General features: G+C 72.0%; 20 protein-coding genes. 7 read left to right on the top strand and 13 right to left on the bottom strand.

Features of this window, described 5'->3' with window-relative positions; genetic code table 11:
* Window positions 1-46 precede the first annotated feature (46 nt).
* Window positions 47-301, bottom strand: coding sequence for a WhiB family transcriptional regulator (locus ACFPGP_RS17815; protein ID WP_378592165.1), 255 nt, complete (start codon window positions 299-301; stop codon window positions 47-49).
* 372 nt (window positions 302-673) lie between these two features.
* On the opposite strand from ACFPGP_RS17815, the gene cofD reads away from it, so the two are divergent.
* From cofD to ACFPGP_RS17800, 3 genes are all read left to right on the top strand, one after another.
* The gene (gene cofD / locus ACFPGP_RS17810) at window positions 674-1,687 is read left to right on the top strand and encodes a 2-phospho-L-lactate transferase (protein ID WP_378592164.1); all 1,014 of its coding nucleotides are present in this window, start codon (window positions 674-676) and stop codon (window positions 1,685-1,687) included.
* Entirely contained in the window at window positions 1,684-2,661 is a 978-nt protein-coding gene (gene cofE / locus ACFPGP_RS17805) for a coenzyme F420-0:L-glutamate ligase (RefSeq protein ID WP_378592162.1), read from the top strand. The genes cofD and cofE overlap by 4 nt, the downstream gene beginning before the upstream one ends.
* A gap of 66 nt (window positions 2,662-2,727) precedes the next feature.
* Complete coding sequence (locus ACFPGP_RS17800; protein WP_378592161.1) at window positions 2,728-3,471, top strand: DUF3105 domain-containing protein; 744 nt, start codon at window positions 2,728-2,730, stop codon at window positions 3,469-3,471.
* A 33-nt stretch (window positions 3,472-3,504) separates the two neighbouring features.
* On the opposite strand, the gene ACFPGP_RS17795 is transcribed toward ACFPGP_RS17800, so the two are convergent.
* Window positions 3,505-4,584 (bottom strand): mannose-1-phosphate guanylyltransferase, encoded by a 1,080-nt coding sequence (locus ACFPGP_RS17795; protein ID WP_378592160.1) that lies wholly within the window; start codon window positions 4,582-4,584, stop codon window positions 3,505-3,507.
* Window positions 4,585-4,639: 55 nt separating this feature from the next.
* Here ACFPGP_RS17795 and ACFPGP_RS17790 point away from each other — a divergent pair, with 55 nt between their 5' ends.
* Window positions 4,640-5,347, top strand: coding sequence for a TIGR03089 family protein (locus ACFPGP_RS17790; RefSeq protein WP_378592159.1), 708 nt, complete (start codon window positions 4,640-4,642; stop codon window positions 5,345-5,347).
* A 9-nt stretch (window positions 5,348-5,356) separates the two neighbouring features.
* Here ACFPGP_RS17790 and ACFPGP_RS17785 read toward each other — a convergent pair whose 3' ends face one another.
* The 11 genes from ACFPGP_RS17785 to ACFPGP_RS17735 all read right to left on the bottom strand — a co-directional run bounded on the left by ACFPGP_RS17785 (window position 5,357) and on the right by ACFPGP_RS17735 (window position 19,441).
* Window positions 5,357-8,224, bottom strand: coding sequence for an FG-GAP-like repeat-containing protein (locus tag ACFPGP_RS17785; RefSeq protein WP_378592157.1), 2,868 nt, complete (start codon window positions 8,222-8,224; stop codon window positions 5,357-5,359).
* A 189-nt stretch (window positions 8,225-8,413) separates the two neighbouring features.
* Window positions 8,414-9,190 (bottom strand): ABC transporter ATP-binding protein, encoded by a 777-nt coding sequence (locus ACFPGP_RS17780; protein ID WP_378592156.1) that lies wholly within the window; start codon window positions 9,188-9,190, stop codon window positions 8,414-8,416.
* A gap of 2 nt (window positions 9,191-9,192) precedes the next feature.
* The gene (locus tag ACFPGP_RS17775; RefSeq protein WP_378592155.1) at window positions 9,193-10,086 is read right to left on the bottom strand and encodes an ABC transporter permease; all 894 of its coding nucleotides are present in this window, start codon (window positions 10,084-10,086) and stop codon (window positions 9,193-9,195) included.
* On the bottom strand, window positions 10,079-12,121 hold the full coding sequence (locus tag ACFPGP_RS17770; protein WP_378592154.1) for a glycosyltransferase: 2,043 nt from the start codon (window positions 12,119-12,121) through the stop codon (window positions 10,079-10,081). Before ACFPGP_RS17770 ends, ACFPGP_RS17775 begins: the two co-directional genes overlap by 8 nt.
* Window positions 12,118-13,335: a UDP-galactopyranose mutase gene (gene glf, locus ACFPGP_RS17765; protein WP_378592153.1), complete on the bottom strand. Its 1,218-nt coding sequence runs from the start codon at window positions 13,333-13,335 to the stop codon at window positions 12,118-12,120. The genes ACFPGP_RS17770 and glf overlap by 4 nt, the downstream gene beginning before the upstream one ends.
* Window positions 13,336-13,367: 32 nt before the next feature.
* Window positions 13,368-14,276 (bottom strand): glycosyltransferase family 2 protein, encoded by a 909-nt coding sequence (locus ACFPGP_RS17760; protein ID WP_378592152.1) that lies wholly within the window; start codon window positions 14,274-14,276, stop codon window positions 13,368-13,370.
* Window positions 14,273-15,205: a glycosyltransferase family 2 protein gene (locus tag ACFPGP_RS17755; protein ID WP_378592150.1), complete on the bottom strand. Its 933-nt coding sequence runs from the start codon at window positions 15,203-15,205 to the stop codon at window positions 14,273-14,275. The genes ACFPGP_RS17760 and ACFPGP_RS17755 overlap by 4 nt, the downstream gene beginning before the upstream one ends.
* Window positions 15,206-15,240: 35 nt before the next feature.
* A complete protein-coding gene (locus ACFPGP_RS17750) occupies window positions 15,241-16,701 on the bottom strand; it encodes an LCP family protein (RefSeq protein WP_378592148.1) in 1,461 nt (486 codons plus the stop codon).
* 214 nt (window positions 16,702-16,915) lie between these two features.
* Window positions 16,916-17,545: a hemerythrin domain-containing protein gene (locus tag ACFPGP_RS17745; protein ID WP_378592147.1), complete on the bottom strand. Its 630-nt coding sequence runs from the start codon at window positions 17,543-17,545 to the stop codon at window positions 16,916-16,918.
* A gap of 10 nt (window positions 17,546-17,555) precedes the next feature.
* Window positions 17,556-18,050 (bottom strand): acyl-CoA thioesterase, encoded by a 495-nt coding sequence (locus ACFPGP_RS17740; protein ID WP_378592146.1) that lies wholly within the window; start codon window positions 18,048-18,050, stop codon window positions 17,556-17,558.
* A gap of 11 nt (window positions 18,051-18,061) precedes the next feature.
* Window positions 18,062-19,441 (bottom strand): wax ester/triacylglycerol synthase family O-acyltransferase, encoded by a 1,380-nt coding sequence (locus ACFPGP_RS17735; protein WP_378592145.1) that lies wholly within the window; start codon window positions 19,439-19,441, stop codon window positions 18,062-18,064.
* Between the two features lie 163 nt (window positions 19,442-19,604).
* Here ACFPGP_RS17735 and ACFPGP_RS17730 point away from each other — a divergent pair, with 163 nt between their 5' ends.
* The 3 genes from ACFPGP_RS17730 to ACFPGP_RS17720 are packed head-to-tail and all read left to right on the top strand — an operon-like array spanning window position 19,605 to window position 23,161.
* Window positions 19,605-21,002: a wax ester/triacylglycerol synthase family O-acyltransferase gene (locus ACFPGP_RS17730; protein ID WP_378592144.1), complete on the top strand. Its 1,398-nt coding sequence runs from the start codon at window positions 19,605-19,607 to the stop codon at window positions 21,000-21,002.
* A 52-nt stretch (window positions 21,003-21,054) separates the two neighbouring features.
* Window positions 21,055-22,269 carry an LCP family protein gene (locus tag ACFPGP_RS17725; protein ID WP_378592143.1) on the top strand — a complete coding sequence of 405 codons (1,215 nt, stop codon included), beginning with the start codon at window positions 21,055-21,057 and terminating at the stop codon, window positions 22,267-22,269.
* Between the two features lie 7 nt (window positions 22,270-22,276).
* Complete coding sequence (locus tag ACFPGP_RS17720) at window positions 22,277-23,161, top strand: crotonase/enoyl-CoA hydratase family protein (protein ID WP_378592142.1); 885 nt, start codon at window positions 22,277-22,279, stop codon at window positions 23,159-23,161.
* The last annotated feature ends 130 nt before the right edge of the window (window positions 23,162-23,291 follow it).

The raw sequence follows: 23,291 nt of genomic DNA, 5'->3' as shown, positions 1-23,291 counted from the left end.
TCAGCCCAGGAGACCGGACGGGCGTGCACCGGGGTGCCCGGCGCGGTCAGACCGCGCGCTTCTTCAGCTTGCGCCGCTCGCGCTCCGAGAGGCCCCCCCAGATGCCGAAGCGCTCGTCGTTCATCAGCGCGTACTCCAGGCAGTCGTCGCGGACGTCGCAGGTGAGACAGACCTTCTTCGCCTCCCTGGTCGACCCGCCCTTCTCGGGGAAGAACGCCTCGGGGTCGGTCTGGGCGCAGAGCGCACGCTCCTGCCAGCCCGCCTCCTCGGCGTCTCCGTCGATGAGAAGAAGTTCTCGCACGGCTGTCGCCTTTCGACCCGTCACGGGGCGTGGGCCCCGTGTTCCGTCGGGGCCCCATGCCCCCCAATGTTGTGTCCTTGCGATGCCGTGACCCGAGGGCCCCGGCGGAGCTGACAGACCCGAAACCCGTCGCCCTTGCTCCCACTCGGCTTGCTCCCACTCCCCGCGGATCCCGATGCTAGAGGGAATCCACGAAGAACACTGTGGGAATTACACGCTTGTCATGCACGTGAAGTCAAGCCCGGGTCTGCTATAAGCGCAACCACCCATTCGGGCTATATACCCAGGGACGGTCCGTGGTGGCCGGCCGAGGGGGCCCGGCGAAGGGCCCCCGTCGGGCACTCCGGCCGCCCCATGCGGCACCCTCGTGGCATGCGTGCGATCACGGTGCTGTCCGGCGGGATGGGCGGCGCGAAGTTTCTCCAGGGCGTCCTCCACGGCATCCGCCACGGGCTGCTGCCCGGTGTCGCGGAGGACGCCGTGGTCACCGTCGTGGCCAACACCGCCGACGACCTCTGGGCCCACGGCCTCAAGATCTGCCCCGACCTCGACACGGTCATGTACACCCTCGGGGACGGCATCGACCCCGGGCGCGGGTGGGGACGTCGCGACGAGACGTGGAGCGCGAAGGAGGAGCTCGCGGCGTACGGCGTGGAGCCGACGTGGTTCGGCCTCGGCGACCGCGACATCGCCACGCACCTGGTCCGCACCCAGATGCTCGACGCCGGCTACCCGCTCTCCGCGGTGACCGAGGCTCTCTGCCGGCGCTGGCTCGTGCCCGTGCTCGGCGACGCCGTCCGGCTGCTGCCGATGACCGACGACCGCGTCGAGACGCACGTCGCCATCGCCGACCCCGACAGCCCCAGCGGCCGTCGCGTCGTGCACTTCCAGGAGTACTGGGTGCGCCTGCGCGCCGAGGTGCCCGCCGAGGCCCTCCTCTTCGTGGGGCTCGACGAGGCCACGCCCGGCCCGGGCGTGATCGACGCGATCACCGACGCGGACCTCGTCGTGCTCCCGCCGTCCAACCCGGTCGTCTCGATCGGCACGATCGTCGGCGTCCCCCGGGTGCGCGAGGCCCTCCGGGCGACCCGCGCGCCCGTCGTCGGCCTCTCCCCCATCGTCGGCGGCAGCCACGTGCGGGGGATGGCCGAGCAGCTGCTGACCACGATCGGCGTCGAGGTCAGCGCCGCGGCGGTCGGGCTGCACCACGGCAGCCGGGCGGACGACGGCATCCTCGACGGCTGGCTCGTCGACGAGCGCGACGCCGACCAGGTCGAGCGGGTGCGGGCCGGGGGCCTCGCCTGCGCCGCGGTCCCGCTGATGATGACCGACCCCGGCGCGACGGCTGCGATGGCCGCTGCGGCGATCCGCCTGGTGGCCACGTGACCGGCCCCGCCCTCACGGCCGTCGCGCCCGAGGGCGTCCCCGAGGTGCGTGCCGGCGACGACCTCGCCGCGCTGCTGCTCGACCGGGTCGACCTCGAGGACGGCGACGTCGTGCTCGTGACCAGCAAGGTCGTCGCCAAGGCCGAGGGCCGCGTCGTCCCCGGCACGCGCGAGGACGCGCTCGACGGCGAGACCGACCGCCTGGTCGCGCGCCGCGGCCCCACCAGGATCGTGCGCACGCACCACGGCCTCACCCTGGCCGCCGCGGGCATCGACGCCTCCAACGTGGAGCAGGGCCACGTCGTCCTGCTCCCCCGCGACCCCGACGCCTCCGCCGCGCGCCTGCGGCAGGCGATCCACGAGCGCACCGGGCGCAGCGTCGCCGTGCTCGTCACCGACACGGCGGGGCGCGCGTGGCGGCAGGGCCAGACCGACATCGCGGTCGGCTCCTCCGGCCTCCGGGTCCTCGACGACCACGCCGGCCGCCACGACGCACACGGCAACGAGCTGCTGGTCACCGCGCCGGCGGTCGCCGACGAGCTCGCCTGCGTGGCCGAGCTGGTCGCCGGCAAGCTGGGCGGACGTCCCTTCGTCATCGTCCGCGGCCGCGCCGACCTGGTGCTCGGCCCCGACGACGACGGCCCCGGGGCGCGGGCGCTGGTGCGCCCCGAGGCGGAGGACATGTTCGGGCTCGGTGCGCGCGAAGCCGTCGTGCGCGCCCTGACCGGCGGGAGCGACGCGGCGCGCGGCTTCGGACGCCCGGCGCCGGCCGCCGACCTCGCCGCCGCCCTGACCGAGGTGCTCGGCCCGAGCGGCGTGGCGGTCGTCGCGGACGACCACGTCACCTGTCCCCGCGACCGCACGGACGCCGTGGCCGCGCTGGCCCGCGCCCACGGCTGGCTGGTCGAGACGGGGACGGGCGGTCCGGACCGGCAAACCGGCACAGATGCCTCGCTGCGACCGGGCAGTCCGTAGACTCTGCCCGCGGGTGCCCCCGGCGCCCCTTCCGATTCCCTGCCGCACACCGAGGAACCGCGACCCGTGGCCAAGCCCGCCAAGAACGACCGCCAGAAGGTCATCGACGACATCCGCAGCAAGCAGAAGGGTGCCGAGCGCAATCGTGGCCTGGCCATCGTCGGCGTCTGCGTCGTCGTCGCCGTCCTGATCCTCGCCTACCCGCTGTACGGCATCATCAAGGACAAGAAGCAGCAGTCGGAGTTCGAGTCGATGAACCTCGACTCCATCGGTGCCCCGGCCTCGGTCTGCCAGGACGTCACCACCAAGCCCGCCACCGGCAACCAGCAGCACGTCGAGCCCGGCACGCCGATCCCCTACGAGGACGCCCCGCCGGCGTTCGGCACGCACTACAACATGTGGGACACCATCGAGCGGAAGATGTACACCGCCGAGGACCGTCCCGACCTGGGCGAGCTCGTGCACAACCTCGAGCACGGCTTCACGATCCTCTGGTACGACGAGACGATCGCCAAGGACGACAAGGCGATGAACGAGCTCGAGGGCATCGCGGCGAAGTTCGACACCGACGACGACAACTACCGCAACAAGTTCAAGATCGTGCCGTGGACGTCCGAGGACGAGAACGGCGCCTCGTTCCCCGACGGCCAGCACATCGCCCTGACCCACTGGTCGGTCGGCGGCGACGCCTCCGACACCTCCAAGCAGGTCGGCGTGTGGCAGTACTGCTCGGCCGTCAGCGGCGCGGCCGTGTACGACTTCGTGCAGGAGTACCCCTACACGGACTCGCCGGAGCCCAACGCGATCTGACGGCGTCCCCCAGGGGCGGCCCGGAGCGGGGGGTCAGGCCAGGTCGTCGCGACCCTCGTCGCGCAGGCGCGCCACGGCGTGCTTGACGTCCTGCGCGCGTGAGCGCGTGGTCACGAGGAGCACGTCACCGGTGTCGACGACCACGACGTCGTCGAGCCCGATCACGTGCACGCGGCGGCCCGACGCGGCCACGACCAGCCCCGAGCTGTCGCTGCCCCGCACCAGCCCCTCGTCGCCGAGCACCACCAGCCGGCCGTCGTCCGCCGCCAGCGACGAGGCGAGCGAGTCGAAGTCGCCGATGTCGTCCCAGCCGAACGACGCAGGTACGACGGCCACCCGGCCGGCGTCCGCGGCGGGCTCGGCGACCGCGTGGTCGAGGGCGATGCGCGGCAGCGAGGGCCACAGCTCCTCGAGGCGGCCCGGGTCGGCGGCGATCTCGCGCAGCCGGGCCGCGAAGTCGGCGTGCCAGGTGCCGAGGAGGTCGAGCAGCACCCGCGGCCGGACCACGAACATGCCCGCGTTCCAGCGGTAGCGGCCCGACGAGACGTACTGCTCGGCCACGTCGACCGAGGGCTTCTCGACGAAGGCGTCGACGGCCAGGGCGCCGGGGTGGCCGGCGAGCTCCGCCCCGAGCTCGATGTAGCCGAAGCCGGTCGCGGGGTGGGTCGGCGCGATCCCGAGCGTGACCAGCCAGTCGTCGCGGGCGACCTGCTCCGCGACCCGCACGGTCGCGCGGAAGGCCTCGGCGTCGCCGATCACGTGGTCGGCCGCGAACGAGCCCATCACGGCGTCGGGGTCGCGGCGCTCGAGCAGCGCGGCGGCGAGGCCGATGGCGGCCATCGAGTCGCGCGGCGACGGCTCCGCGACCACCGCCTCGTCGGGCAGCCCCGCGAGCTGGCGTCGTACGGCGTCGAGGTGCAGCGCCCCGGTGACGACGACGATCCGGTCGTCGACGAGCGGCGCGAGCCGGTCGACGGTGCCCTGGAGCAGCGAGCGGCCGGAGCCGGTGAGGTCGTGGAGGAACTTCGGCGACGACGACCGCGACAGCGGCCACAGCCGGGTGCCTGCACCGCCGGCAGGCACGACGGCCCAGAACCGCTCGAGGGAAGGCATGGGGAGAAGGGTAGGGCCAGCCCGTCCCGGGCGCGTCACCCTAGTGTGGGGTCCGATGACCACCTTCCCCACGCTGCTGGCCCGCCTCCTGCGCGCCGACGCCGCCCGACCGCTGATCACCTTCTACGACTTCGCCACCGGCGAGCGCACGGAGCTGTCCGTGACGACCTGGGCCAACTGGGTGGCCAAGACCGGGTCGCTGCTCGTCGAGGAGCTCGACCTCGAGCGGGGCGACCGGCTGCGCGTGGACCTGCCGACCCACTGGCTGGGCCCGGTCTTCCTGGGCGCGGCCTGGTCGGCCGGACTCGTGGTCGTGCTCGAGGGCGACGACCCCGGTGACGCCGTGGCCTGCGGCCCCGACGGGCTGGCGCGGTGGACCGGCGCCGGGGTGCCGGTGGTGGCCAGCGCCCTGCTGCCGCTCGGCGTCCGCTTCCCCGAGCCGCTGCCCGGGGGCGTGCACGACTTCGGCGTCGAGGTCTGGTCGCAGCCCGACTCCTTCGTGGCGTGGGACCCGCCCACGCCCGAGGACGACGCCGTGCCGGGCACCACCCAGGCCGAGCTGTGGGCCGCGGCCGCCGCCGGGAGCTTGCTCACCGACGGCGACCGCGTCCTCACCGAGGAGAACCCGGCTTCCCCGTCCGGGCTGTCCTCCTTCACCGAGCCGCTCGTCCGAAGCGGGTCGGTGGTCCTCGTCGCACACGCGGGGCCCGAGCAGCTCGACGCGACGTACGCCGCCGAGCGCGCCACCGTGCGCGTGCCGTGACTTGGCGGGTCACCCCACCAGGTCGTAGCGGTCCATGCCCCCTCCCAGGAAGCGCGGCGCCCCGAAGCCCTTCGGCGTCGAGCGCAGCGCGTAGAGGTCACCGGCACGGGTGCGCACCAGCAGGTCGGAGCGTCCGGCCCCGGTGAGGTCGCTGACGCCGACCATCCAGTCGTAGCGCCGGACGTCGCCGGAGACGGCGTGCGAGGTCATCAGGCCGCCCGGGCCGTTGCCGCGGAAGTACACGAGCTGGTCGCCCCGCCGGAACAGCGAGTCGGGCGCGCCGTCCTTGTCCCAGCGGCCGAGGCCGACCTGGCGCCCCGCCTCGATCGGGCTGTGGGCGACGTACCCCGCGCCCATCTCGCGCAGGCCGCGGCCGGGGTAGATCCTCATGGAGCCACCGCTCGGCTGGCCCATCAGGTCGGGGAAGCCGTCGCCGGTCATGTCACCGACCGCCGCGAGCAGGCGCACCTTCCCGAAGCCCTCGCCGATCTTGACGCCGTCGGAGAAGCCGCCGCGGCCGTCGCCGAGCCGGACGAACAGGGTGCCGTCGCTGGCCCGCCGGGTGACGATGTCGTTGTGGCCGTCGCGGTCCCAGTCGCCGACGTTGAGGAGGCGGTCCGCACCCGAGACGTCGAGGCCCGTGGCGATCGGGGTGCCCAGGTCGCGGTGACCGTTGTTCTGGAAGGTGAGCAGGTCGTCGCCGCGGCGGGCGACCACGTCGGCCGCGCCGGTGCCCATCACGTTGCCGACGCCGAAGAGGCGGCCGCCGGTCGCGAGCCGGTCGTAGGGGCCGTGCCGACGGGTGAAGGTGCCGTCCCCGCGCCCGCCGAGCACGTACGCCGCGCCGCCGCGCACGCGGACCAGGAGGTCGGCGTTGCCGTCGCGGGTGTAGTCGGCCAGGCCGGTGATGCTGTCGTAGCGCCCCCACCCGTCACCGGCCACCGCCACGGGGTCCCCGAGGTTCCGGGTGCCCGTGCCGGGCAGCAGCCACAGGTGACCGGACCGGTCGCGCGCGACGAGGTCGGCGTTGCCGTCGCCGTCGAGGTCGCCGGCACCCGCGAGCAGGTCGTAGGAGCTGAGGTCCACGTCCGTGGCGCGCCGGGTCAGGCTGCCGTTGCCGCCGCCGAGGTAGACGTTGGCGAGGCCCGACTCCTTGTTGCGGGCCACGAGGTCGTTGTCGCCGTCGCCGTCGAGGTCGCCGGCGGCCGTGACCAGGTCGCGTCCGGCCAGGGCGTCGGTGGCCCGGATGCCGGTCCCGAACCCGGTGTCGCTGCCGGGGCGGACCACCGCGCGGCCGGTCTCGGCGTTGCGCGAGACGAGGTCGCCGATGCCGTCACCGGTGAGGTCGGGGGAGCCGATCACGAGGTCGCGGCCCAGCCAGACGTCCGGGGTGACCCTCGTCTTGTCGAAGCCGAGCAGACCGCCGGTCGGGATGATGAAGGCCTTGCCGTCGCCGGCCCGCCGTACGACCAGGTCGGGGTAGGGAGCCGCGGCGATGTCGGACTGCAGGTCACGGCCCGCCCAGCTGCGCTGGGCGGCCTCGGCGTACTCACGGATCGTCGGGAGCTCGGCGTAGAGGTGCCGCCCGGGACACGCCGTCGACGCAGCGTCGCGGTGGCCGTTGATCGCCTGGAAGTGGGTGCTGCCCACGAGCTGGTCGGTGGACCCGGCGTCGACACCGTGCAGCGAGAGCTTCCAGGCGAAGAGGCTGCCGTAGGCCTGCAGCATCACGTCGCGCGGCCGGGTGGTCTCGAAGTTGCCGATGGCCGACATCGCGAAGGAGTACTCGTTGTAGTACAGCGTGTGCGCGCCGACGACGGGGCGGTCGACGCCGCCGTAGCGGCCCTCCCAGACACGGCCGAACTTGTCGACGAGGAAGTTGTAGCCGATGTCGCTCCAGCCCCGCGACTGCACGTGGTAGGCGTAGATGCTGCGGATGATCCCCGGCACCTCGCGGCGGGTGTAGTCGTTGGCGTTCACCGTGTGGTGGACGAAGCCGGCGTGCACCTCGTAGTAGTGCAGCGAGCTGCGATCGCGCAGCCGCTCGTTGGCGCCCCACTGCGCGCGGGAGTAGATGGTCGGCTCGGGGGTGACCCGCGTCTTCGCGCTCGTGGTGGCGCGCTGCGCGGTGGTCGCCGCCGTGGTCGAGGAGCCGGTGTTCGCCACGACACCGTCGGAGGTGGCCTGGAAGGCCGCCGGCGCCTTCTCGGTCGCCTCGGGGTGGCCGGGGTCCACCACGGCCAGGGACATGCCGGCCGGCTGGGTCGCGGTGCTGGTCGAGCGGACCTGCACCCGGTCGACCTTGCCGACGAGCAGGATGTCGGTCCCGGGGCGGGCGTGGCGGGCCTCGGCGGTGCCCGGGTCGGGCGCGTGCTCGGGGTCGTAGGGGATGTCGATCCACGACGACCAGGTGCCGTCGGTCAGCAGGCGCGCGGAGAAGGCGAGGTCGGCGCCGGGCGGGGTGGCGCCCCGGTCCCAGGTGATGCCCACCGAGCCGTAGCCCTGCACCCGCTCGGGGCGGCTGACGAGCACGGTGCCGGCGTTGGCGACCCTGCGCGTCACCACCCCGAGCGGGGCACGGGACGGCGAGGACTCCCCCGCCGTCGAGGTCCGGCGGCCGGTCGCCGCAGTCAACGGGTACTCGTCGACCTGGGCTTCGACGGGACCCGCGGGCAGCACCGACGAGCGGTGCTCCTCGCGGGCGTACGCCGAGAGTGCGACGACCGGCGCCTGGCGGCCCGGGTCAGCGCCGGCAGGCGCGTCCCGGACCACGTCGAGGGAGACCACCGCGGCCGCCGGTGTGAGGACGGCACACACCACCGCGAGAGCCAGGAGCTGCTGGCAGGTGGTGACGAAACGGGCCTGGCTCGGACGCATGGGGGGCTACTCCAGTGTGCGGCGGGAAGTTCACACGAGTAGCAAGTTTCACACCAGTCACACGGGTGACCGCAAGGGAACTGAGTAACTACACGACTGTAATTTCCAGTCGACACGCCGCGAAGGACCCGGTTCGTCGGTCCACGGGCCCGGGTGGTCCAGACCGTGCGGCGCCCGTCCCCGGGAGGCTCAGATGTCGGCGCCGAGCTCGTCGTCGGCCTGCAGCTCCTCGTCGCCCTCGTCACCGTCGTACTTGAGGTACCGGATGCCCTCGGGGACGGGACCGTCGTACCCCAGGCGCCCGTCCTCGAGCACGAGGACGCGGTCGCACATCTTCCTCACGGAGCCCGGGGAGTGACTCACGTAGAGCAGAGTCCGGCCGCTGTCGCGGACCTCCTGCATCTTGGCCATGCACTTGCGCTTGAACGGCTTGTCACCGACGGCGAGCACCTCGTCAGCCAGGAAGATGTCGCTGTCGACGTGGATCGCCACCGCGAAGCCGAGCCGGGCGAACATGCCTGAGCTGTAGTGGCCGACCGGGCTGTCGAGGTGCTTGCCGATGTCGGCGAAGTCGACGATCTCGTCGAACTTGGCCCGCGTCTCGGCCTCGGTCAGCCCGAGCACGGCAGCGTTGAGGAAGACGTTGTCGCGGCCGCTCAGCTGCGGGTGGAAGCCCGCGCCGGTGGCGATCAGCCCGGCGATCCGGCCCCGGGTGAGCACCTCCCCCGCGTCGGGCCGCATGATGCCGTTGATCAGCTTCAGCAGCGTGCTCTTGCCCGAGCCGTTCAGGCCCATCAGGCCGATGGACTCGCCCTGCTGGATGGTGAACGACACGTCGTTCACGGCCAGGAACGTGTCGCTGAGGTCCTGACGACGCACGCTCGCGAGCGCCATCTGCTTCAGGGTTCGGTGGTACCGCAACGTGAACCGCTTGGACACGTTGCGACAGACGATTGACTCGGTCATGCCTAGAGACGCTCCGGAACTCTGCCCTCGAGGCGGGTGAAGACCTTCTGCCCGATCACGAGGAGCACCAGGCCGGTCGCCAGCGCGGCCAGGCCGCGCTCGAGGAGGTGGTCGGGCATCTCGGTGGCGTTGGAGAGGTCGGGGTGCTCGGTCGTGCCGATCCAGAAGGCACGCTGGATCAGCAGGACGGCGATCGTGAGCGGGTTGTAGAGGATGAGCTGCGCACCGACGGTGCCCAGCCGATCGTCGGCCATCGAGTAGGACCAGATCATCGGGACGCCGAAGCGCACGAGGTTGGTCATGATGCTCAGGGCGTTGCTGATGTCACGCAGGAACACGTTCGCGCAGCTGAGCGTGAGCGCGATCGCGATGCCGAGCGTCATCGCGATCAGCAGGGCGATCACGAACCCGACCATTCCGGCTGGATCGGGTATCCACCCCAACCAGGCGCAGGCGACCGTCAGGATGACCAGCTGCGGCCCGACGTGGAACGCCGACACCAGCATCGAGGCAACGGGGAACATCTCCCGCGGCACGGCCATCTTCTGCACCAGCGACTTGTTCTTCACGATCGAGCGCGTGCCGGCGTTCATCGTCTCGTTGAAGAAGTGGACGACGATCAGCCCGCAGAAGATGTGGACCGCGAACTGCTCGACCTCCTTGTGCAGGTTGAGGATCTTGCCGATCACGAACCAGTAGATGAGGAACTGCGAGAGCGGGTTGACGTAGGACCAGATCAGGCCCAGCACCGTGCCCTGGTAGCGCGCCATGATCTCGCGGCGCACGAGCAGGGTGAGGAGGTAGCGCCGGCGGAAGACCTCGAGCAGGCCGCTGGTGGCGGACGGTGAGGTGAGCGGGAGGTGCGCGACGTCGTACGCCGCCCGCTGCTCACTCATCGCGGTCCAGCCACGGGCCGAAGGTCTTCTCCCACTCCTCCGGCGAGGTGATCTCGTCGAGGGCCGCGCGGTACTGCCGGGCGAGGTCGTCCCACTCGGCCGCGAGCCGACGGTGGATCGCGACGGTCCGCTTGAGCAGGTCCGCGAACTTCTCGCGGTCGCGGCGGTACATCGCGGCGGCCGTGCCGTCGGGCATGGTGACGATCGCGGAGTCGTAGCGTGCGATCTTGTGCCACTTGGCGTCCTGGGCCATGATCTCGGCCTCCGGGTGCACCTGGGCGAGGTCGCGCGGCTTGCGCAGCTGGCGCAGCGGCTGGAGCAGCGCCTGCACGGTGGCCTGACGGCCCGAGATCACGGGCGAGGCCTCTTTGCCCTTGCGGGGCAGCTTGTGCCGCTTGACCTCGGGGAAGGCCGCCGCCGGGTCGGAGGCGAGCGTGGCGTCGTCGAAGCCCTTCACCATCTCGCGGATCTCGGGCAGCGTGGTCGGCAGCAGGGCGTGCAGCCCGTGCGGACCGGCGAGGACGTCCTCGAGCGCCTTGTGCCTCAGCTCGACGGTGGAGTACTGCATCGAGACCAGGTGCTTGACCTGGTGGTTGAAGCTCTCGCGGATCAGGCGCCCGCCGCGGGGGTACTGCGAGTGCAGCAGCGCCGCGATGAACCGGTTGCGCTGGTGGAAGTAGGACTGCCAGTCGAGCGCGTCGTTCTTGTCGGTCCACGGCACGTGCCAGACCGCGGCACCCGGGAAGGTGACGGTCGGGTAGCCGGCCTCCTTGGCCCGCAGGCCGTACTCGGAGTCGTCCCACTTGATGAAGAGCGGGAGCGAGAGCCCGATGTCGGCGATCACCTCGCGCGGGATCAGGCACATGAACCAGCCGTTGTAGTCCACGTCGATGCGGGCGTGCAGCCAGCGGGTGGAGCGGATGTTGCGCGCGCCGAGGTCCCAGCCGGGGAAGACGCCGGGGGCCGAGCCCCACCAGAAGGTGTACGGCGCGACCCGCTCGCCCCAGCTGTGGAGCTGGGTCTTGTGGAAGAGGCTGAACATGTGGCCGCCGACGATCGTCGTCTTGCGGCACAGGTCGCCGAAGGTGACCGCCCGGATGATGCCCTCGGTCTCGATCTCCACGTCGTCGTCGAGCATCATCACGTAGCGCGAGCTGGACTTGAGGCCCTCGTACTGCGCCCGGGCGAAGCCGCCCGAGCCGCCGATGTTGCCCTGCTCGATGATGCGCAGCTTCTCACCGAGCGCCTTCTCGGCCGCGGGGAAGAACTCCGAGTCGACGACCTTGTCCTTGCCCTGCTCCATCACGACGACCTCGTCGAGGTAGCCGTCCAGCATCAGCGAGTCGCCGAGCTGGGAGAGCAGCTTGGCGCAGAAGTCGGGGCGGTTCATGGTGGTGATGCCGATGGTCACCGTGCCGTGGTCGGCGCGGTCGGCGGGCACCTCGGCGGACCACTCGGCCGTCTCGACCACGCAGTCGTCGTCGGCGGCGACGACGTCGTACCAGTACCAGCCGCCGTCCACGAAGGGCTTGAGCGTCAGGTCGAAGGAGTACTCACCGGAGGCCCCCTCGTTGGTGGCGCTGTCGACCCGCTGCGAGCGGCCGTTGGCCAGCGAGCGGTAGACGGTCACGGTGGCGCCGGCGCCGCGCAGGCGTACCGTCAGCCGGACCTCGTCGACGATCGTCCAGCGGCGCCAGTACGACGCCGGGAACGCGTTGAAGTAGGTGCCGAACGACAGCTTGTCGCCCATCTTGAGGCGGTACGCCGTGCGCGACTCGATCTGGTCGGGGTGCACCTGGGTGCCGGTGCCGACGGCCTGCCGCATCGCGACGGCGTTGAGCTCCTGCGCCTGGCGGTTGTGGCCGATCTCGTACTTGTCGGCGTCGAGGACGGCCGGGTCCGGGTCGACGTAGAGGCGGATCACGTCGGTGTCGCGGCCGCGCGGCATGATCTGCCGCTGCAGCAGGCGACGGACGGTGCCGGGCGTGCTCGTGCTCTCGGGGTCCGCGTGGGTCTGGGTGTGGGTGACGCTCACTCGTCGACTCCTCCGCTGGTCAGCTCGGCGCCCTCGGCGAAGTGCGGGCGGAGCACGTTGTCGTACATCGACAGCGCGGAACCGATCGCCATGTGCATGTCGAGGTACTTGTAGGTGCCGAGGCGACCGCCGAAGAGCACCATCGGCTCCTTCTTGGCCAGCTCGCGGTAGCGCAGGAGCTTCTCGCGGTCCTCGGCGGTGTTGATCGGGTAGTACGGCTCGTCGCCGATCTCGGCGGCCCGGGAGTACTCCCGCACGATCACGGTCTTGCCCTTCGCGTCGGCGTACTCGCGCTCGGGGTGGAAGTGCTTGAACTCGTGGATCCGGGTGTAGGGGACCTCGCGGTCGTTGTAGTTCATCACCGAGGTGCCCTGGAAGTCGTCGACGGCCATGACCTCGGGCTCGAGGTCGACGGTGCGCCACGACAGGCGGCCCTCGGAGTTGCCGAAGTACTCGTCGACCGGACCCGTGTAGACGATCGGGACCTTGCCCTTGAACTCGTCGGCGACGTCGAAGAAGTCGGTCTCGAGGCGGACCTCGATGTTGGGGTGGTCGGCCATCCGCTCCAGCCACGCGGTGTAGCCGTCGGTCGGCAGGCCCTCGTACTTGTCGTTGAAGTAGCGGTTGTTGAACGTGTAGCGGACCGGCAGCCGGGTGATGATGTCGGCGCTCAGCTCGGTCGGGTCGGTCTGCCACTGCTTGGCGGTGTAGCCCTTGACGAACGCCTCGTAGAGCGGGCGCCCGATCAGGCTGATCGCCTTCTCCTCGAGGTTGGTGGCGTCCTCGGTGGCGATCTCGCTGGCCTGCTCCGCGATCAGCGCGCGCGCCTCGTCGGGCGTGTGGCTCTTGCCGAAGAACTGGTTGATCAGCCCGAGGTTCATCGGGAAGGAGTAGACCTGCCCCTGGTAGCGGGCGAAGACGCGGTGCTGGTAGTTGGTGAACGTCGTGAACCGGTTGACGTACTCCCACACCCGCTCGTTGGAGGTGTGGAAGAGGTGCGCCCCGTAGACGTGCACCTCGATGCCGGTCTCCGGCTCCGCCTCGCTGTACGCGTTGCCGCCGAGGTGGTGGCGACGCTCGAGCACCAGGACCTTGAGGCCGAGATCGGTCGCACAGCGCTCGGCGATGGTCAGCCCGAAGAAGCCGGATCCGACGACGACGAGGTCAGGGAGGCCGGACTGCGCGCGGTCGGTCACGGGGGCGGGGGCGGTCAAGACATCTACTCCTCGGCGGTTGCGGCAGTTGGTCAGTCTACGGTCGTGGGCGGGAGACTCCGCATTCCCCGCGCGGCGCGCATGGCCCGGATCACATTGGACGCCTCGGCACGTCCGCCGCGCACCGGGCTGAGCAGCACGACGACCGCGGTGATCAGCCACGGCTTGAGGCGGACCAGCACGTTCTCGCCGTACCGGAGGTGGACGACGAAGAGGTTCCGGTACATGTAGAACCCCTTCCACGTGTCGAGGGCGTGCTGCTGGCTGAAGTCGAGCTGGCGCACCAGCACCGCGTCGCGTACGCCGAGGATCCGGAAGCCGGCCCGCCGTGCGCGCAGGGCGAAGTCGACGTCGTCGTAGAAGATGAAGTACGACGGGTCGGGCATGCCGATCGTGTCGACTACCCGGCGCCGCACCATGAAGCCCTCGAAGGCGACGTTCTCGAGCTCGACCGTCGGCGGCATGGCCGACCGCTCGCCGTACGTGGTCTCGACCATCGCGGTCTTCGGCTTGATCGCGAACGGGCTGGAGAGGTCGAAGCGCAGCGCCGCCTTCTCCACGAGGTGACCGTTCCGGTCCTCGCGGACCGCCATCAGGCAGTCCCCGTCGTACGACATCAGGACCGCGAGGCAGTCGGGCGCTGGCACCACGTCGTCGTCCATCAGCCACACCCGGTCGAACCCCTGGGCGTGGGCGGTCTTCATGCCGAGGTGGAAGCCGCCGGCCCCGCCGAGGTTGTCCTCGCTGCGCAGCACCTGGAGGCCGGGGAGGTCGTGGAAGGCGAGCACGTCGGAGGTGTGGTCGCCACTGGCGTTGTCGACGACGATGACCGCGTCGGGGGCGTGGGTCTGCGCGCGCAGGCCGTCGAGCATGTGCAGGAGCAGGTCGGCGCGGTTGTGGGTGACGACGACGACCGCGACGGTCTCGGGCGCGGTGCTCACCGGAGGAACCTCTCGTGACCCGTGAAGTCACCGCGCAGCCCGGCCCGCATCGCCTCGAGGCTGAGCCGCAGGCGGGCGGGGTCGCGGCGGGTGAAGGTGTAGAACCACACGGTCTTGGCGACGAACGCGAGGGCGTGCGGCCACCCGCGGTAGTCACGCAGGTTGAGCAGGTTGTTGCGGGCCATGCAGTAGTGCTTGAGGTCGCTCGGGCTGTGGTTGTAGGTCGTGCGGCCGAACATCATCGGCGTCCCGAGGTCGCCGACGCTGGGGTGGCGGACGGCGGTGTCGACGACGGTCGCGACCCGGCCGCCGGCGCGCTCGGCGCGCAGGCGGTACTCGTGGTCGTCGCCCCAGATGAAGAACTCCTCACGCGGCAGCCCGATCCGCTCCACCAGCGCGCGGGTGACCAGCACGCCGTTGAACGGGATGACGACGTCGCGGATCACGCCGCCGGTGGCCGCGGCGCGGACGTCGCGCATGTCGTGGACGACGCGGGTGCCGCCGGGCAGGCGGATCGGGAACACCAGCCGGGCGGCGTCGGCCTCGTCGACCACGACCGGGCCCCAGAAGTCGAAGTCGTGCAGCAGGAGCGCGCCGAGGCAGCCGGCGTCGGGCAACCCGTCGTCGTCCATCAGCCACACCAGGTCGGCACCGCGCTCGACGGCCACGCGCAGCCCCTCGTGGAACCCGCCCGCGCCACCCCGGTTGCGGTCGAGCTGCACGGGCACGAGCACCGGCCCGTCCGGTTCCTGCGCCGCCCGGGCAGCCAGCCACGCCCCGGTCCCGTCGGTCGAGGCGTTGTCGACGACGACCACCTCGGCCAGCAGCGGCTCCTCGTGCAGCCGCGCCACCAGCCTCTCGAGCAGGGCCAGCCGGTTGAAGGTGACGACCACCGCGACGATCCGTCGTCCGTCGCCGTCGCCCACCACGGCTGACACCCTACGATCACCCGCCGAGGTGGCAGTCAGCAGGCGGAGCCGAGGTCGTCGGAGGAGTTGGCCGCGTAGCCGGTGGACAGGGAGCCGATGGAGCCGCCGGTGGTCGTCTGGGGGGCGCGGTGCTTCTTCTTGCCGTCGCCGGAGCCGGCAGCGGGCTCGCCGCTGCGCGAGCGCTCCAGGGCGTCGACGATCGTGGACTGGATCAGCGGGATGTCGGGGTGCGCGGTGTCGATGAGCGGCGGCACCAGCGAGACGGTGGAGACCTTCTGGCTGCGCGCCTTGAGCGCGAGGTCGATGAAGTTGCCGACGTCGGCCGCCGGGATGTTCGTGGAGACCATGTCGGAACTGGCGCTCGCGATGGCCTCGAAGTTCTTCAGGGCGACCTGCGGGCTGATCTGGTGCAGCATCGCGTTCATCACGCACTTCTGGCGGGCCATGCGGGAGTAGTCGTCGGAGTCCTCGCGGGTGCGGGCGTACCAGAGGGTGTCGTAGCCGTCGAGGTGCCGCACGCCGGGCTGGATGTAGCCCTTGACGTTCTCGCCGATGCCACCGACCGCGATCGGCTGGCGCACGTTGAGCGTCACGCCGCCGACGGCGTCCACGAGGTCCTTGAACCCCTCGAGGTTCACCATCGCCCAGTAGTTGATCTTCAGGCCCGTGATGCCCTCGACCGCCATGATCGTGGCGTCGATGCCGGGATTGTCAGAGTGGGGGAAGAGCTGCGGGTTGTCCCCGGCCCAGGTGCTCACGGCGTTGAGGTAGCAGCCGTCGCAGTCGAAGCCGTGGGGGAACTGCTGGTGCATGACCGACCCCTTGCGGAACGGGACGTCGGCCATGTTGCGCGGCAGCCCGATCAGCACGGTCCTGCCCGTCTCCTCGTCGATGCTGGCGACCGTCATGGAGTCGGTGCGGAGCCCCACGCGCCCGGCACCGGAGTCGCCGCCGACCAGCAGCACGTTGTAGCGGCCGTCGGTGGGGCTGCTCGTGGCGCCGTCGCCGAACATCGCCAGCGTGAAGTCGCGCTGGACGGCGACCAGGTGGGCGCCGAAGAGCAGCACGCCGGCCACGGTGAGGCTGAGCACGCCGTTCACGCCGACCACCGCACGGCGGTGGTTGATGCTCAGGCTCAGCGGCTGGCCCAGCCGCCAGGCGTCCATGAAGAGCATGGCCCAGCCCACGGCGAGGGCCATCAGCAGCAGACGCAGCGCGGCCAGGGCCAGCGGGTCGAAGGCGAACCAGAAGACGAACCCGTGCCACAGCAGGCCGGCGACCGCCGACCCGACGGCGACGACGAGCACGGTGAACCAGACGTAGAGCGCGATCAGGCCGACCCGCCGGTTGCCGGCCACCACCTGGGCCGAGCCGGGCAGGACGAGCGTCATCAGCATCAGCGCCACCGCCCGGCGGAAGCGCACGCGCGCGGCGCGGTCACCGGCGCTGCGGCCGTGCCGCGGGCCGGGGGTAGGGGCGGGCAGCCCAGTCGCCATGGGCGGGGCCTCTCTGCTGGGCACAGCCGCTCGGGGCGGCTGCGGGGGAAGAGCAGTGCCCCGCAAGTATCACCAGTCACACCCGTCACACGCGGGAGCGACGCGCCCGCACCCGGCGACCATTTCTCCCTCCTCGCGTCGCCATCTCTCCCACCTCGCGTCGCCATTCCTCCCACCTCGGCGGGCCGGCGCCGCCACCTCGGCGGGCGGGGGGTCAGCGCCAGACGGAGGCGATGGAGCGGCGGTAGCCGCGGCCGAGCACGCCGCTGAGCACGGTCAGGACCGGCCGGGGGATGGTGTCGGCGAGGAACTGCTGGGCCTCGGGCGAGCCGCCGTCGCGCAGCCACGCGAAGTACCAGCCCGCCTCGACCGGCGGCATCGTGCGCAGCTGCTTCTCCACGGCCTTCCAGCCGTCGGAGCCGAGGTAGGGCGCGATCGCCGGCTCGAGCTCGGCCTCCTCGTGGGCGAGGTGGCGCTCGACCACGTCGGAGCCGCGGCGCACCGCCTCCCCCGCCGCGTCGGCGTCGGCGCGGCTCGCGGACCCGGCGTACGCCGTCATCGCGGCGTCGAGGTCGCCGAGCGCGGTCATCATCGCGTCGTGCTCGGACTCCATCGTCGCAACCAGGGCGGGGTCGACGCCGAACCCGACCACCGCGGGGAAGATCAGCTCCTCCTCCTGCCGGTGGTGCTTGTCGAGCTTGTCGTGCACGAACGCCCAGCCCCGGTGCAGGTCGGCGGCGCGTTCCCGGTCACCCTCGCGCGCGCTCCCGAGTGCGGCGTCGAGGCGGGCCAGGTCGCGGCGGACCGCAGCGTGGATCACCTTGTTCATCGAGTCGACGGCCATGCCGACGACCTTAGGACAGGCGATCGCTCTCGATCGCGTTCTTCCGGGCGAGGCGGTGCCGGCGCCGGATCTCCGCCTCGCGCATCCGGCGCTCCTCGTCGGGCGTCTCGGGAGCCAGCCCCGGCACCGGCCGCGGCCGGCCCGCCTCGTCGACCGCCACGAAGACGAAGTACGCCGAGGCGACGTGCCGCGGCGCGTCGGAGGCGTCGTTCCACGGCTGAGCCTCGACCCGGACGCCGATCTCCATCGACGAGCGGCCGGCCCAGTTGACCTGCGCCGAGGTGCGCACGATGTCGCCCACGTGCACCGGATGCAGGAAGGCCATCTCGTCCATCTGCGCGGTGACGGCCGGCCCGCCGCTGTGCCGCGACGCGACGGCCCCGGCGGTGGAGTCGGCGAGCTTCATGATCTCGCCGCCGTGCACGTTGCCGAGGAGGTTGGCCTCGGCGCTGTGGGTCATCAGCGCCAGCGAGACACGGGCGTACGACGGCGGGCGGGCGTCCATGGCCCCGCAACCTAGCGCGCCGTGGTCTCCTCCGGCTCGCGCGCCATCGCCACCAGCCGCAGCAGCTCCTCGTGGAAGGCCTCGACCAGCCGGTCGGGGTGGGTGATCGTGTCGGCGTCGGTCTTGAAGCCCACGTGCACGTTGCCGTCGTAGGTGAAGATGCAGGTGCCCAGGGTCTGGTTCCCCGACTGCGGCACCCAGCCGAGCATCGAGGTGATCCGGCTCCCGGCCAGGTAGCGCGGCTCCCGCGGGCCCGGCACGTTGGTGGTCACGCCGCTGGCCTTGTCGGCGAAGAAGTCGACGAGGTGACGCTCCATCTCGCGCCCGGTGCGGCCGATGCCGCGGATGATGCCGAAGGTCAGCACGGCCTCGGGCGAGTGCTTGATCTCGTCCATCCGGCGCTTGGTCTCGGCCAGCCGCGCGAACGGTGTCTCGAGCCCCGAGGGCAGGCTCAGCAGCACCAGTGCGAACTTGTTGCCCAGCTCGCGCGGCGGCGGCTCGTCGGCCGAGCGGAGGTTGACCGGCACCATCGTCGGCAGGTCCACGGCGTCGCCGTCGTGCTCCTGCAGGTAGGTCGAGACAGCGCCGGCCAGCGCAGCGACCAGCACGTCGTTGACCGTGGTGCCGGTGCGGTGCCCGACCTCCACGACGTCGGCGAGCGGGAACGGCGGTGCCCACACGGCGTGCTTCCCCTGGCCGGCCGACCCGATCAGCGCGGTCGCCGGGCGGTGGCTGAGGGTCAGCTTGGCGGCCACGGAGGCGGTCTTGCGCGCCAGCGTGAAGGCGTCCTCGGGGAGGTGCGGCGTGATCATGTGGCTGAGGTCGAAGAGCGCGGCGCCCGCGGCCTCGGCAGCGTGCACCGCGGCCCCGAGCGGGCCGTGGGACGACTCGTGCCCGGCAGTCGCCGCGGCCGGCTCCGCCGGCGCGGCCTGGCCGTCGGTCACCGACAGCAGCACCTGCAGCAGCGCAATGCCGTCGGCCAGCGCGTGGTGGAGCCGCGAGTAGATCGCGGCCCCCTCGCCGTACCCATCGAGGAGGTGCAGCTCCCACAGCGGTCGGTCACGCGGCAGCGGCCGGTCGATCCGGCCGTTGACGTAGTCCTGCAGGGCGCGTTCGGGGTCGTCCCCCTCCAGCGTGTGCCGGTGGAGGTGCCGTTCGATGTCGAAGCCGTCATCGTCCTCCCAGTGCGGCATCGCCAACGGCACACGCGAGAAGACCGGGCGCTGCCGGAAGACCGGGTAGCGGTCGACCACGCGCTCGGCGAAGGTGTCGCGGAGCCGGTCCCAGTCCACAGGGTCCGCGCAGGTCATCAGGCTCTCGATGACCATGAGGTTGTTCGGCCGGTCCATGTTCAGCCAGATGGTGTCGACGGGGTCGATCGGCCTGCGCACGGCGTGTCCCTCCACTCTCCCCGCTGCTCGCACCCGCGGTGGACCACGCGGGTGTCCACCCCCAATCTCGCCCGGGGTCCTGCCGGGGCACAGGGTCTTTTGGCCCACCCGCGAGGTACGTCGGGCCCGGGACGGTGCGGGCCGGCGCGGTCAGACTGGGGCCGTGACCGACCGGCTGACCCCGCTCGCCGACGCGTTCCTCGAGGTCGAGGACGTCGACCCGGACGTCACGCTCGCGATCGGCTCGCTGGCGGTCTTCGCCGGCCCTCCGCCGACGCTCGAGGAGCTGCGGACGGCGATCGCCGGCCGGCTCCCGCTCATCCCCCGCTACCGCCAGAAGCTGCGCCGGGTGCCCCTCGGCCTGGCCGCGCCGACCTGGGTCGACGACCCCGACTTCGACCTGACCCACCACCTGGTCGAGGCCACGGTGGCGCCGCCGGGCGGCAAGGCGGAGGTCGCGACGCTGGTCAACGACCTGATGGCGACGCGGATGGACCGCGACCGCCCGCTGTGGGAGTACACGCTCGTGCAGGGCATCGCCGGTGGGCGCTGGGGGCTGCTGTCGAAGGTCCACCACTGCGTCGTGGACGGCGTCTCCGGCACCGAGCTCTACCAGCTGCTGCTCGACCTGACGCCCGAGCCGGGCCCGGCCGTCCCGGACACGTGGGAGCCGGCCCCGCCCGAGCCCACCTGGCGGTTCACCACGACGGCGGCCCGCGAGATGGTGGCCTCGCCCCTGCACGCCGCCGCCGCGGTGACCCGGGCCGCACGCCGACCGGTGCGCCTTGCCCGCACGACGTACGGCGCGCTGACCGGCCTGCTGCCGATGACCGCCGCCCTGCGACCGGTGCACACCACCTCGCTGCACGGCCCGGTCGGCCCGGGACGGCGGTGGACGTGGACCGACGTGGCCATGGACGACGTGCAGGCGGTCCGGCACGCCCACGGGGTGTCGGTCAACGACGTGGCGCTCGCCGCGCTCTCCGCCGGCTTCCGCACGCTGCTCGACACCCGCGGCGAGGCGCCCGACCGCCGGGCCCTGCGGGCCCTGGTGCCGGTCTCGACGCGAAGGCCCGGCGAGGAGTCGATCCCCGACAACCGGGTCACCCTGCTGATGCCGTTCCTGCCGGTCGACGTCGCCGACCCCGTCGAGCGGCTGGGCGTCGTGCACGAGCGGGTCGCCGGGCTGCGCGCCTGGCACGAGCCCGAGGCCGGCGAGGGGATCACCGGCGTGGCCGGCGTCAGCCCGTTCCCCTCGGTGCACTGGGGACTGCAGATCGGCTGGCGACTGCCCCAGCACATGGTCTCGACCGTCGCGACCAACGTGCCGGGTCCGCCGGTGCCGCTCTACGCGCTCGGGCGGGAGATGCTCGAGGTCATCCCCTACGTGCCGATCGCCAACCGCGTGCGGATCTCGACCGCGATCTTCAGCTACCACGGCCGGCTGGCCTTCGGCCTCACCGGCGACCGGGCGACCACGCTCGACCTCGACGTGCTCGCGGACGGCATCGTCGAGGGCGTGCGCGAGCTCGTCGCCACCGTGCCGCAGACCACGCGCTGAGCCGCCCTCGGCCCGCGTCGACCTCCCCGAGGCGCGCGGTACCGTCCTCTCCATGCCTGATCGCCCCCGCGACGGAGCCCCCGAACCGGGCACGCCCGAGTACGACTGGCTCTACGGCTCCCGCCCCGGCCAGGGCGCTCCCCCGCCGCCGGACGCCACCCGGGCGCTGCCCCAGCAGCCGGCCGGGTCCGCCACCCCGCCGCCCCCGCCCCCGGGCGCCGGCCGCGGGACCCCGCCTCCGGGACCGTCCAGCCGGCCGGTGCCCCCGCGCCCCACGCCACCTCCCGGCGCCCCGACGTCCTCGGGTGGCAGGAAGCGCAACCTCCACCCCTGGCGCTGGGTGGTCGCGCTGCTGCTGCTGTGGGTGGTCTACCTCGTCGCGGTGCCGCTGTTCGCGTGGTCGAAGGTGGAGAAGATCGACGCCTTCCCCGACGGCGACCGTCCCGACGAGCAGCCCGGCACGACGTACCTCATGGTCGGCAGCGACTCGCGCGGCGACCTGACCGCGGAGCAGCGCAAGGAGCTCGGCACCGGCAACGCCGAGGGCCAGCGCACCGACACCATCATGATCCTGCACACCGGCTCGGGCCCCAACCTGCTGATGTCGATCCCGCGCGACTCGATCGTGTCGATCCCGGGCCATGGCGACGCCGAGAAGATCAACGCCGCGTACGCCTACGGCGGGCCGAAGCTGCTGGTGAAGACCGTCGAGAACGAGACCGGCATCCGGATCGACCACTTCGTGGAGATCGGGTTCGGCGGGTTCGTCGGCCTCGTCGACGCGGTCGGCGGCGTCGAGATCTGCCCGAAGGAGGACATGAAGGACCCCCTCGCGCACCTCGACATCGAGAAGGGCTGCCAGGAGGCCGACGGCGTCACCGCACTGGGGTACGCCCGGGCCCGCCACGCCACCGAGAACGGCGACCTCGACCGCATCGCGCACCAGCGCGAGGTGGTCTCCGCGATCGGGCACGAGGCGGTCTCGCCGTGGTCGGTGCTCAACCCGGTGCGCTACTGGCGGCTCAACATGGCCGCGCCGGACGCGGTCGCGGTCAGCGAGGGCACCGGACCGCTGCAGATGGCGATGTGGGCGATGGCGATGACGCGCGTCAACGGCGACACCGGCCTGACCTGCAGCGTCCCGGTACGCGACTTCGCGGTCAACTGGGACGAGGAGCGCGCCCAGCAGATGTTCGACGCGATCAAGGACGACGACACCTCCTCCATCGGCAAGGACCTCTGCACCACCACCGGGCTGCCCCGGTGAGGACGCGATGACCCGGGTCGGCGCCGACTGGGAGACCCTGCGCTGGGAGGTGGACGACGACGGTGTCGCCACCCTGACCCTGCACCGGCCCGACGCGCTCAACGCCTTCGACCTCACCATGGCCCGCGAGCTCGAGCAGGTCTTCCTCGACGCCGCTCGCGACGACGACGTGCGGGCGGTCGTGGTGACCGGGGCCGGGCGAGCCTTCTGCGCCGGCATGGACCTCGCGGCCGAGGGCAACGTGTTCGGCCTCGACGAGTCGGTCCGTCCGACGCCCGCCGGGCTGCGCGCCCACCTCACGGAGTCGCCGTACGCCGAGGGGGTGCGCGACACCGGCGGCAAGGTGACGCTGGCGATCCACGCCTGCCCCAAGCCGGTGCTCGCCGCGATCAACGGCGCGGCCGTCGGCATCGGCGCCACGATGACGCTGGCCATGGACCTCCGGCTGGCCTCGACCCGCGCGCGGATCGGCTTCGTCTTCGGCCGGCTCGGCATCGTCCCCGAGGCCGCGTCGACGTGGTTCCTGCCCCGGATCGTGGGCACCGCCCAGGCCCTGGAGTGGATCTACGCGGCGGACGTGCTCACCGCCGAGCAGGCGCTCGAGGGCCGCCTGCTGCGCTCGGTGCACGAGCCCGACGACCTGCTGCCGGTGGCCCGGGAGCTGGCGCGGTCGTTCGTCGTCGACCGCTCGCCGGTCGCGCTGGCGCTGGCCAAGCGGCTGGTCTACCGCAACTCCGCGGCCGCCGACCCCCTCGAGGCCCACCTGTCCGACTCGCTCGCGATGTGGTGGACCTCGGTCGGCGACGGCAAGGAGGGCGTCGCCGCCTTCCGTGAGAAGCGGGCCCCGCGGTTCGCCGGCCGCGCGTCGGAGCTGCCGGAGATCTTCGACTGATCCGAGTGACGGCTCGACCGATCTGGGTGACGGCTCGACCGATCTGAGTGACGGTTCGACGCCTAGCTGTTCTGCCCGGGGAGGTTGGGCACGCGGTCGATGGGTGACTTGCCGTTGAGGCTGGTGTGGC

The organism is Nocardioides taihuensis (assembly GCF_042657275.1).
Lineage (GTDB): Bacteria > Actinomycetota > Actinomycetes > Propionibacteriales > Nocardioidaceae > Nocardioides > Nocardioides taihuensis.
Note: the sequence above shows the minus strand (reverse complement) of the source record. Positions and strands in the feature narration are given on the sequence as shown.

Coding starts and splice junctions, on each gene's coding strand:
- cofD (WP_378592164.1), top strand. CDS start 674: ATGCGTGCGATCACGGTGCTGTCCGGCGGGATGGGCGGCGCGAAGTTT.
- ACFPGP_RS17795 (WP_378592160.1), bottom strand. CDS start 4,584: ATGCCTTCCCTCGAGCGGTTCTGGGCCGTCGTGCCTGCCGGCGGTGCA.
- ACFPGP_RS17790 (WP_378592159.1), top strand. CDS start 4,640: ATGACCACCTTCCCCACGCTGCTGGCCCGCCTCCTGCGCGCCGACGCC.
- ACFPGP_RS17785 (WP_378592157.1), bottom strand. CDS start 8,224: ATGCGTCCGAGCCAGGCCCGTTTCGTCACCACCTGCCAGCAGCTCCTG.
- ACFPGP_RS17780 (WP_378592156.1), bottom strand. CDS start 9,190: ATGACCGAGTCAATCGTCTGTCGCAACGTGTCCAAGCGGTTCACGTTG.
- ACFPGP_RS17775 (WP_378592155.1), bottom strand. CDS start 10,086: ATGAGTGAGCAGCGGGCGGCGTACGACGTCGCGCACCTCCCGCTCACC.
- ACFPGP_RS17750 (WP_378592148.1), bottom strand. CDS start 16,701: ATGGCGACTGGGCTGCCCGCCCCTACCCCCGGCCCGCGGCACGGCCGC.
- ACFPGP_RS17745 (WP_378592147.1), bottom strand. CDS start 17,545: ATGGCCGTCGACTCGATGAACAAGGTGATCCACGCTGCGGTCCGCCGC.
- ACFPGP_RS17740 (WP_378592146.1), bottom strand. CDS start 18,050: ATGGACGCCCGCCCGCCGTCGTACGCCCGTGTCTCGCTGGCGCTGATG.
- ACFPGP_RS17725 (WP_378592143.1), top strand. CDS start 21,055: ATGCCTGATCGCCCCCGCGACGGAGCCCCCGAACCGGGCACGCCCGAG.
- ACFPGP_RS17720 (WP_378592142.1), top strand. CDS start 22,277: ATGACCCGGGTCGGCGCCGACTGGGAGACCCTGCGCTGGGAGGTGGAC.